Here is a 10,465-nt window from a genome sequence, read left to right as displayed (position 1 = left end):
GTAGGTTACAGTGCGGGATAGCCCCCCTACCTGCACCGGATCCGCTTCCAAAACCGTTACCGGGTAGCCCTGCTTGTTCAGCTCGTAGGCGGCACTCAATCCAGCTGGCCCCGCCCCAATCACCACTGTGGACTGCACTCTGGATAGCTGCCTTGAGGTACCATCTGGTAGTATAGCAAAGGGATTGCAGTTTGACGGCGTTGGCTGTCTTTTGTGGTGTGTTCTGATTCACCCAGTTCAACGCCTGCACAAAGGCATCTATTGTCGCATCCAATTTTGCAGCTTGCGACTGGGACACCTTGAGTTTGCAAGCTACAGTCAGGACTTGGGTCATGCGCCGATTGTACTTCATCAAGGAAGGCCGCATTCCTTCCGGCACTGACCCTGGATAGTGGTGAGTGGGTAGTGACTAGCCACTAGTCACTAGCCACTAATAGAGTGCGGGGCTCCTGCGGGTTCTAGCTGAAAACAGCACGTCCCGGTTGGCTGGCCACCAATCAGGATCTGATCTTGGCCTTGGCCGATCACCTCTCCACCGCCATTCGGCAGGCGGAACTGTTCCAACAGGTTCAGGAACTGAGCCGCACCCTGGAAGAAAAGGTACAGGCCCGCACCGCCCAACTGGAGCGCCAGGTACAGGAATTGCAGCGGCTGGATCGCCTGAAAAATGACTTCCTTAGCACGGTGTCCCACGAGCTGCGCACTCCTCTTTCCAACATGAAAATGGCCATCCGCCTGCTCAGCTCCGTCCTGCTGCCTGCCCAGGGCGCTCCCAGATCCCCGGATCTGGCCAAAATCTCTCAGTACTTGAAGGTGTTGGACAACGAATGTGAGCGGGAGATCAGACTGGTCGAGGATCTGCTGGAACTGCAGCAGTTGGAGATGCTCAAGGGACTCCGTCCCGCTAACGCGAACGGTTCACAGCGGCCCTGCTGGTTGGAGCTGCAAGAGTGGTTGCCCCAGATCGCGGAGCCCTTTGCTCAGGAGGCCCATAGTCACCATCAGCGCTTCAGCCTTGGGATCCCTCCAGGACTGCCTGCCATTTTTACCCTGCCGGGAGTGCTAAAGTCGGTGCTGGCGGAATTGCTGAAAAATGCATGTAAATTCACCCCTGCTGAGCACCTGATCAGCCTTCAGGCCACCTGCCATTCCGACCACCTGGACATCCAAGTCCTCAACACCAGCGTAACCATTCCCCTGGAAGAGCAAAAGCGGGTATTTGAGAAGTTCTATCGGGTGCCCAGCGCGGATCCCTGGCGGCAAGGGGGGACAGGGTTGGGGTTGGCCCTTGTGCGGCAGCGGGTAAGCCTGTTGCAAGGAAGCATTCACCTCAACAGCGGGGCCAGCCACACCTGCTTTACCTTGCGGCTGCCTCGGGTTCTCCCTGCCTTTGGCCAAGGCAAGCCAGCTCAGCCTAGGGTGTAGGCGTCGGGGTAGCCGGCTTTGGAGAGTTGGAAGCTTCCCCTTCCTGCAAAACTTCTTGCAAGCGGGCCCGAACCCGCTGGTTGAGAACAGGATTTTCGTTGGCCAAGGTCATCAATTCGCGGTATTGAAGCACTGTCAGCCCTTGCTCCTCGACAATGCGGCTGGCTTGGGTTTCTGTGCGCTGCATAATTTGCTCGTACTCCTCCTCGTTCTGGGTTTCCCGCAGTTGGGCGCTCGCTTCCCGGATCAGGGGATCCAACTCCAACAGAATCCGCACCAACTGTTCCACCTGGGCATCGGTGACTTGCTCTGGGGTCAGGGCTGGAGATGCCACAGGGCTGGGAGTTGCTGTGGCCGGAGCCCCCCCCGAAGTCGGAGAAGCAGTTGCAGCAGGGCCGGGCGACGGGGTTGCTCCCTGTGCCCAAGCCGGCAGGGATCCCAAGCTGAGTCCCAGACCCATCAGCAACGCGAATTTCATCATGCCCAAAACTCCCCAAACCCAGACAAGATAGACCTAAGCCCTTGAGGTGCAGCCAAACCTGAAGCCAGACTAGCAAGATGCCTGAATTCCGTCTAATCGGTTCAACGCAGTCCTGAATGCCCATCAAGCTCATCCCAGCTTGCCGGCACCTGAGGCGGGATCCATCCAATCCCTACGGTACCAGAACTCCTCACTCCAGGGCTCCCAGGATGAACTCGCGAAAGGGCTGTGTGGACATGCTGGGGATCTGCAGTGGATCTCTTGTAGAAACAAGAAGTTGGTTGTACAGTCTTACATGCGCTGTTCAACGGTAGCCCGGCACCGGAGTGCCCCTTTCTCTCCTCGGTTGAGCAGCTCCAGACTTGCAGCATTGGCAATTGACTTAGCACTTCAGCCCAAAGGGGGTTGTCTTGAAGCTGAGCTTAGGTATATGTTCTGTTGAGTATCGTTTTTGTTAATGTTAGGCTAGGGGCCAGATTTGATGCGGATCTCCCACATCGGCATCTGACTTTCTTCGCAGGTGTCAGAGCCCGTGGATCCCCTATCAATATCAGCAGTCAACCTAGCAAACGCCCAATCGCCAGCTCTCTTTGCAGGCGATTGTTGGAGGATTTTTTGTTCGGAGAAAGGTTCCCGATTAGATTTTTTTGGGCGCGTCCATAAGTAACCCTTCAAGGGCTTTGAGGGCGACTGCTGTCTTTATTGCCTTTGTAAAAGATGATAACAAAAATGGGTAAAAGTTATTGCTTTTCTTAAGCAGCGCTGATATATTCTTTGCGGTTGCGGTTGTTCGGTCATCCTTCTACAGGAGGCTTACATTGGTTAGGAGAAGAAAGCGTAAGAGCCGCCGTCGTCTGGAAGGGCGCAAGATTTTAGATCACATTCCTCAATTTAATTTGGACAGTGGTGAGGAGAAGTCTGTAACCGCTGCTCGAAAATATATTCAGGAGAAGTCTATTCAGCCCCCCGCACTTATTTTGGTGCGGCGAAATGAGCATACCGTTGATCGGTTTTTTTGGGCGGAGAAGGGGTTGTTCGGCGCGCAATATGTCGAGGAGAACCACTTCCTTTTTCCCAGCCTGCGAGCTTTGTTAGCAGAGGTTGCGGCTGAAAAGCCAGAGAAAAAATCCTCGAAGACCCTTGCAACTGCCGCTCGCTAGCCTCTGACCAGCTTTTCCTATTAGCAGGAGCTCAGGAAACAGCCCCCCTACCCTGGGGGGTTTGTTGCAGCCGCTCTCAGAAGATCGAAAGAACTGACCCTGTGTACGGGATCCCTCCCCACGGGTTGAGCTTCTGATACCTCACTCCCCATGCTGGATCTGCTGGCGGCAGCGAGGGAGCCACGCGCTACCCTACAAGGGATCCCGTCGGGAGATGCCGGATGAGCCGACTGCCTCAGACCACTGCCCACATCCAAATTACCCGCCGCTCTTGGCAAGAGGGTGCCATTGAGGGGGAAGTCAATGCCAATGGTTGGGTTTGGCGCTTTTGCTGGCGCTTTCGGGCCGGAGAACTCAGAGTGGAGCCTTCTGTGGGGCGAGCTTTGATTTGCGAGCCCTTGAGCCGCTTTCTGGAAAAATCCGACTATCTGCTGGAACCGGGCAGCAACTACTCGTTTGTGATTCGCAGCAGCTTGTGAACTCTCAATCTGAGCAGATCTGAGCAGAGCTTTTGCCCAGCACCAAAGACCGGGGCTGAGCAATGGAAGGCACCTGCTACGGTGACCCAGAAACCAGGTCTCAAGCCCCGTGGGCGAAGAGTGCCTCCCCTCTCACTCCTGTCGCGCCCAAGCTGTTCGCACTTGAAAGAATCCTCGCCCTCTAGGCAGGGGGGTAGTCAATAAAGCTGCAGCAGCCTTTGGTCTTCGGCGGGGGAGGAGGCACATCCAGAGCTGGGTTGCACTCAAAGAAGCCCAGGGGCTTGAGCATAAAGCCGATGTAGCTAACCGGCATCACTGGCCAGTCCTCGGTGCGGGGGAAGTGATTGCAGCCAAAGCTATACCAGAGCACCAGGCGGGTGTTTTCCAGGGAGCGGTTCGCTTGCGTCCATTGCACCAGCCCTTCGCCACCGGGATGTTGGTTGGGGTAGTTCCCTGCTGGGAACTTCTCGCCGGGATGGTAGGGCGTGGCCCAGAGGTGGTGGGCCAGGTATCCTGCCCGTCGGTACAGCCAAGAGTCGGGGTGGGCCAAAAGCTGGACGTTTTCCCCCGGCATCAGTTTGTAGGCCACCGGCTGTCCCAGGCGGTTGTGGCGATTGGGGTTGACAATCTTCCAATAGCGGCCCCGCAAGGGATCCACCGTTTGCTTAGCCTCCTGCTCGGTTTTGAGCAGGGTGGAGCGGGCGCGAAAGGCGTTGCCGTGAGGGTTATCCGGCCCCAGAGGCAGAGGTTCTGCATGCACTTCATAGAGGGAGTTGCACGGCCCATCCACCGCCATATCGAGGCGGACAGTGAAAAAGTGCTGGTGGTTGAGGCCAGACAATTGGGGTGCCACCAAGACGCCAAACTCCGGCTCTTCCCCCGGCAACGTGGCGCAAGTGTTGATGATGCCGGTGAGCTTGGCTTCAAACTCCAGCGTGCCATCCTGGTAGAAGTACCAGAAAAAGCCGTAGTCGTAGTTGCCAATGGTGGTGAAAAAGGAAAGCACCAACCGCCGCGAGCGCCGCACCTGCGCCCGTTCCGTGCGCCAGTCGGTGTGCTTCCAGAGCACCCCAAAGTCCTCCTCGTGCATACAGACGGCATTTTTCAAAAGCATGGGCTCGCCGCTGTTGGTGGGCAACCAGGCATCGAAGTAGTAGATCTCTCCCAAGCAGTCGCAGCCCAGCTGCAGGGAATTGGCCTGCATGCCAATGCCGTATTCCCCCACATCAAAGGCATTTTTGCGACAGTGGGGATCCCGCGGATCCCCGTAGGGCACCACCATCTCTGCTACCGAAGCCCGATAGAGAATGGGGCGAAGGCGGCCTTGATCCTCGTAGCTCACCTGGTGGAGGACGAGCCCCTCTCGCGGGTTAAAGCTGATGCGCAGATCCCACTTCTGCCAGCGGATGTGGTGGCCGTCCACCTGGAAGCTCACCCCTTGGGGCTGAGTGATTTCTAGCGGCTTCAAGTCTTGGCGAAAATCTTTGAAAAACAGCTCGTCGAAGTTACCGGACTCCGGCGGCAAGGGCCACAGACCCCGATCCTCCACCTTGACAACTTGCATGCGGTTGAGGTCAATCCAGGGGTAGAGCCCCTCGATGGGGCGGGCATAGCCGTTGTCGCAAGGGGAAGTACGTAGGAAACAAAAGCCTCGCACCAGCCGCCGCCCTTCTTCTTCCGGGATCCCGAAGTAGCCCACCGTCCAGTAGTCCACCATCACCAAATCCACATCGGCAATGCCTCGGCGCTGCAAAGCCGCTAAAAACTGGGGATCCTCCTTGAGCAGGCGGTCGCAGGCGTACACCTCATCGTCGAGCAGAGGGGGCTGCACGCCCGCAATGAGCTGCCAAGAGCGCACCTGCTGTGTTGACAGAGAGACCACGGCTTCGTAGGTGTTGCCACTGGCCGGATCCAACAGCACCACGAAAGCCTGCCGATCCCACGGCTGCCCCGGCTGCCAAGTTTCCATCCAAGGCCGCTCCGGCTCTTGTAGCTGGATGGTTACAAAGCGCCACTGAGAACTGAGGGGCCGTTGCCGGCGCAGGATCTGCACCACCTGCCGCATTTCCTCGGCGCTAAGGGGATCCAAGGGGTGGCCTTGGGGCAATGAAGCCTGGCCAAGCAAAGCAGATTCACTCGACTGGCTATGTCGATCCAAACTGGGAGAAACTTCACAAACCACAGCAATAACCTTGAATTCTTCAGTTGGAAAATGATTGAGCTGAGCTAGGAAAAAATAGGGAGAAGTCTGCTGAGAAAGGTCAAAGGGATCCCTTCGCTCGCCATGCCGCGGGCCAGCCCATCAACCCAACTCAGAGAATCCAGAAAACCTAACAGCAGGCTAAACAGACTATCCTGTTGCCATCGCCAACATCGGGCAACTTTGCAAGAGATACCCGGGGAAAGGAAAACTTAAGCCAAAGCCCAAGGAAGTGAAGACAACCTCGGCCCTGCTAATTGTCCAGATCTAGCAATCTTCTGTTTCCCCGTCCGATAACCAAATGAAGAGGGCAACGGCACCTTGAGAAGCCGCGCCAGGGCGAACAGGAAACCGTCAACCCATCGGGAAAATCTGAATGCAGGTCTTACTACAGATAAACCCAAACTCGAGAGCAGGAGAAGTTTTCTGTGATTAAACGTCAGGCTTAACGTTGCACAGGAAAGCATAAAAAAGAGAAAACGCTTCACGCAGGCTAAGGGCAGGATCACACCGAGAAAGCTCAACGCAACGTCAACTCTCGCAAGAGCGCAAAGACATCTCGAAGCCTGCCCTGACCCTACCTGCCAGGGGGATCCCACCACTTGGGATCCGAAATGCAACTGACGATACTATAGCAGAGGCACCCCCCTTTCCCACAAGCCCGGCCCAAAGCCTCCTGGTCGCATCAGCAGGGTGTGACCCTAGGCCTTCTCCCCGTGAAGTTGAAGTCCAGCTCAAGTTGAAGGTTTGGTGTCGGAGAACACATATCTAAGAGTTACCCTGGAGCCATGCTTAAGGTTAGGAATTTCTAACAGTTCGAATAGTAGGATCTCCCAGGTTCTCTGAAAATTGTCCACAATGAGGCAGGGCTCATAGAATCTGGTGAGGGAGATGGCTTCAACTCGATACCGCCTGGTGCCGGTGCGGCCAGGAGACGGCAGCTTTTATCCAGAGCATCTCTATTTGGCCTTAGAAGCCACCCAACTGGGCTATTGGCAACTGGATCTGCGCACCTGGGAGTTGAGTGCTTCTCCCCAGTGCAAGGCCAAATACGGGCTGGATCCCGGCCAAGATTTCACCCTGGAAGTGTTTTTGCAGCACGTTCACCCAGAAGATCGCCAAAGGGTGAAAGAAGCTTTGCAGACGGCTGGGCCCAGGGCGGTAGAGGGGGATCCCAACTTTTCGGTGGAATATCGGGTTTACCAGGCCGACGGCCAGATGCGCTGGCAGCTTTCCCAGGGGATTGTGCTCTTGGGGCCGAAAGGGGATCCCGGCGAGATTGTCGGCGTGACCCTGGATATCAGCGAGCGCAAGCAATTAGAGATCACCTTGGCCGAGCGAGAGCGCCACTATCGCCAGCTCCTGGAAGCCCTGCCCGACATGCTGCTTCGTCTGGATCGCCAGGGCCGCTGTCTGGAGTTCAAGCCGCCCAGCCATTTTTCTGTCCCCCATCCCCCTGCCTACTACCTGGGCAAAACTCCTGAAGAGCTGTTTCCTGATACCGGTTGCACCGGTGGGGCGGAACCCATAGCCCAAGCCATTCGCGAGCATCTGGAGCTGGCCTTGGCAACCCGGCAAGCTCAAGAGATCGAATACCCCTGCCCAGAGGGATCCCCTCAGCCCCAATATCGCCAGGCCCGCATCGTTCCCTTTGGGGAAGATCAAGTGCTGGTGATCATCAGAAACATCACCCCTCGCAAGCAAGCTGAGCTGAAACTGCAGCGGCAATTGCAGCGAGAAAGACTGTTTAATCAGCTCATTCAGGCCATCAACACCTCTCTGGACTTACCCACCCTATTTGATGTGGCGGTGCGGGAAGTGGGGGCAGTGTTGCAGGCAGCACGAGTTACCCTTTATCAGTACCTGCCCGCTGAGGCCGTGTGGTTGGGCATTGCCAGCCATAGCCGATTTCCTAATTTGCCCAACAATCTGAACCTGCGACTGCCGGATAGCAGGGATTTTATGGTTTTCGATCATTTGAAACGGCTGCAAATTTTTCATGTCCAGGATCCGGAGCAGATTGCCGATCCCTTTGCCATTTATGAGAAGCGAGAATACCAACTGGGCCCTTGGCTGGTGATCCCGGTGGCTTGTCAGGAACAAATGTGGGGCGGGCTATCGCTGCGGCGCCTGACTTCAGATCCGGATTGGCAAACCGATGAGATCGAGTTGGCCAAGGCCATTGGGGAGCACCTGGCAGTGGCCATTCAGCAGGCAGAGCTTTATCAAAAGCTGCAACAGACCAATGCTGAATTGGATTACCAAGTGCGGGTGCGCAATGCAGAGCTCGAACAAGCTTACAACGACGAAGCGCTACTCCAGCTCATCACCGAAGAAATTCGCTCCACTTTGGATGAACAAAAAATCTTGGAAACGGTAGCCCGAGAACTGGCCCTGAGCTTGAACCTATCCAATTGCACCATTGCCCTTCATGACCCAGAGCGGCAGGTCAGCGTTTTGGCGGTGGACTATTTGGCCGGAGAAGGGATCCGGCGCTTCCCCCTGGAGGTTTCGTTTGCGGATTTCGCCCATGTGCTTCGTCAGCTCCAGCGCGGACAGCTTTGCCACTTCAGCAATCTCCATCACCCCTGCTGGCCTAACCATGACCGCTGTACCCTGATCGTCGCCCCCATCTGTGAAAAAAGGGATCTGGCAGGGCAAGACGAGGAACTGCTTGTTTTGGGGAATATTTGTGGATCCCGTCCACCGGGGCAGATATTTACCGAGCGGGAACAACGGCTTATCCAGCGGGTAGCCGGCCAATGTGCCATCGCCATTCGCCAAGCACGTCTTTATCAAACGATCCAGCGTCAGGTGCAACAGTTGCAGGAGCTCAACCAACTCAAGGATGAGTTTCTGCACATGGTCTCCCACGAAATGCGCACACCTCTCACCAACATGAAGCTGGCCATTGGTTTTTTATCCAAAGCCAACCTAACCGAGCGGGAAAGGCGCTACTTGCAGATTTTGGAGATGGAGACCAACCGCGAGCTGGAGTTAATCAACGACCTGTTGGAATTGCAAGCCCTCGAATCCGGAAACAAAGTCCTCAGACTTACCTGTTTATCTCCCCAGGAATGGATCCCCAATCTTGCCGAGCCCTTCCGGCTGCGGGCTGCGCAGCAAGGCCAACAGTTCCAGGTGGAATGGGATCCCGACCTTTGGCTCCTCTGCACGGATGAGAGCCTCTTGTCGCGGGTGGTCAGCGAGCTTTTAAACAATGCGTGTAAGTACACCCCCACTGGGGAAAGCATCTATTTAAGTGTGAGCCAGGCTAACTCCAATGGCCGTCCCGGCTGGCTGATCACGGTGCGCAATACAGGGGCGGAAATTCCTGCAGAAGCGTTGCCCCGCCTTTTTGAAAAGTTCTATCGCCTCCCCCAGTTGGATTGCCGCAACGCCGGGGGAACGGGCTTGGGTCTATCGCTGGTTCAAAAGGCAGTGGAGCTGATGGGCGGATCCCTGCGGGTGGAAAGCCACTCCCGGCAGGTGATTGCTCAGGTGTGGTGCCCCCACCAGGGCAGCCTGCCGGAAACCCAAAACAGAGCCCAGCGCCTTGCGCAGGACTCGAACCTGCAACCATCGACTTAGAAGGTCGGTGCTCTATCCATTGAGCTAGCAAGGCCGAAGAAAAGGATGCAGAGCCATTATATCCCCGACCAAGTTCCCATTCTCTGACCCCGACCAACCTGCCTCTGACCTTGAGTTCTGCATTGTTGCTTGGGCAAATTGCGCGGTTTGACTTGGGGAGCCGGGTCGGGATCCCTTCACCGTGGGAATGTTGGTTTTCGCTCAGGATATGAACGTCAAAGAGATCGTCTGCCAAGCTCTTGGAACGGGACGTCTGGGCGTCTCTCAGGAAACTTGACTGTACGGATAAGGAAGACTTGCAGACGGCAGATGCTTTGAGCAGATGCTTTGATCAGTGCCTTTTTGGATGGCGCTGTGCAGCGGGAGAGCCACAACTGGGCTCCCTGTGCATCGATCCCTTAAAATGGGCGAGCCGAAAGCAGAAAAGTACTCGTTTGAGTTCGAGGATCCCATGCAACCGAGCTATTGCGTCGGAGATAAGTCCAAAATGGGTGTTGAGGTGTCGAAAATTGGGATCCCCATGCCCTTGCTCCCTGATCCTGGCTCAGTTGGGCGAAAGAAAGCTTCTTCCGGCACTCAATCCCTGTCTCCGGCAGCCAAGCGCCTGTTGCGCCTCTACCACGGCGGTAGCTTCATCTTTCTGGGCCTGTTGTGGCTGGTGGTCGGGATCCCTAGCCTTTGGGCTTTGCGAGCGGATATAGCCCGCCTGTGGGATTACTTTACTTGGACGGGCCTGCGATATGCCTTGTTTCACCGCCCAGGATGGCCGACTTTGGGGTTGTTGCTCTGTGTCAGCTTCACGATGGGGATCCTGATTGCCCAAAGCCGCTATGAGCTGTTCGGCCTGTATCCAGTGGAGCGTCTCATGCTGGAGCAGCAATCCCGCTGGATCCTATCCTTGCCGGTGTGGCATCCGCTGCGGCGCTGGTTGGTGCGCAGGTTGGATACTCAAGATTAGGTTTTGGCTGCTACTTGGGATCCCTGCCGGCACCGAGGCAAAATCTCGTTTGCGTGCGGGTAAACTACCCGACTCCGACCGCTAAAGCGTTACGGAGCAGGCTTTCAGTAGCCCTGAGCCTGCTCTGCTCTACCAGAGAACAAAACAGGCCCGAACCTCTAGGCTGGTTTA

The 10,465-nt window shown here is 56.2% G+C and carries 8 protein-coding genes, 1 tRNA gene and 1 pseudogene; 5 read left to right on the top strand and 5 right to left on the bottom strand.

Features of this window, described 5'->3' with window-relative positions; translation table 11 throughout:
* Both NW837_RS05770 and NW837_RS05765 read right to left on the bottom strand, forming a co-directional pair.
* The coding region (locus NW837_RS05770) for an FAD-dependent oxidoreductase (protein ID WP_414329781.1) at positions 1-123 on the bottom strand (123 nt) is incomplete at its 3' end.
* 49 nt (positions 124-172) lie between these two features.
* Positions 173-334 (bottom strand): annotated as a pseudogene (locus tag NW837_RS05765) (RNA-guided endonuclease TnpB family protein); the annotation flags it as partial.
* Between the two features lie 176 nt (positions 335-510).
* Between NW837_RS05765 and NW837_RS05760 the strand changes: the two are divergent.
* On the top strand, positions 511-1,425 hold the full coding sequence (locus NW837_RS05760; RefSeq protein WP_414329777.1) for a sensor histidine kinase: 915 nt from the start codon (positions 511-513) through the stop codon (positions 1,423-1,425).
* Here NW837_RS05760 and NW837_RS05755 read toward each other — a convergent pair.
* A complete protein-coding gene (locus NW837_RS05755) occupies positions 1,415-1,906 on the bottom strand; it encodes a DUF4168 domain-containing protein (protein WP_414329775.1) in 492 nt (163 codons plus the stop codon). The two genes, NW837_RS05760 and NW837_RS05755, sit on opposite strands and share 11 nt — an antisense overlap.
* 818 nt (positions 1,907-2,724) lie before the next feature.
* Here NW837_RS05755 and NW837_RS05750 point away from each other — a divergent pair.
* Both NW837_RS05750 and NW837_RS05745 read left to right on the top strand, forming a co-directional pair.
* The gene (locus NW837_RS05750; RefSeq protein WP_049749658.1) at positions 2,725-3,066 is read left to right on the top strand and encodes a DUF3155 domain-containing protein; all 342 of its coding nucleotides are present in this window, start codon (positions 2,725-2,727) and stop codon (positions 3,064-3,066) included.
* A 221-nt stretch (positions 3,067-3,287) separates the two neighbouring features.
* On the top strand, positions 3,288-3,545 hold the full coding sequence (locus NW837_RS05745; RefSeq protein WP_414329773.1) for a DUF3146 family protein: 258 nt from the start codon (positions 3,288-3,290) through the stop codon (positions 3,543-3,545).
* 181 nt (positions 3,546-3,726) lie between these two features.
* Here NW837_RS05745 and NW837_RS05740 read toward each other — a convergent pair whose 3' ends face one another.
* On the bottom strand, positions 3,727-5,727 hold the full coding sequence (locus tag NW837_RS05740; RefSeq protein WP_414329771.1) for a primary-amine oxidase: 2,001 nt from the start codon (positions 5,725-5,727) through the stop codon (positions 3,727-3,729).
* Positions 5,728-6,636: 909 nt separating this feature from the next.
* Between NW837_RS05740 and NW837_RS05735 the strand changes: the two genes are divergently transcribed.
* A complete protein-coding gene (locus NW837_RS05735; protein WP_414329779.1) occupies positions 6,637-9,336 on the top strand; it encodes an ATP-binding protein in 2,700 nt (899 codons plus the stop codon).
* On the opposite strand, the gene NW837_RS05730 is transcribed toward NW837_RS05735, so the two are convergent.
* A tRNA-Arg gene (locus NW837_RS05730) sits at positions 9,298-9,370 on the bottom strand. The genes NW837_RS05735 and NW837_RS05730 overlap by 39 nt on opposite strands.
* A 486-nt stretch (positions 9,371-9,856) precedes the next feature.
* Here NW837_RS05730 and NW837_RS05725 point away from each other — a divergent pair.
* Positions 9,857-10,294 carry a hypothetical protein gene (locus NW837_RS05725; protein ID WP_414329770.1) on the top strand — a complete coding sequence of 146 codons (438 nt, stop codon included), beginning with the start codon at positions 9,857-9,859 and terminating at the stop codon, positions 10,292-10,294.
* The last annotated feature ends 171 nt before the right edge of the window (positions 10,295-10,465 follow it).

Source organism: Synechococcus sp. R6-10 (assembly GCF_047461815.1).
Classification (GTDB): domain Bacteria; phylum Cyanobacteriota; class Cyanobacteriia; order Thermostichales; family Thermostichaceae; genus Thermostichus.
This window is presented reverse-complemented; position numbering and strand designations above follow the sequence as displayed.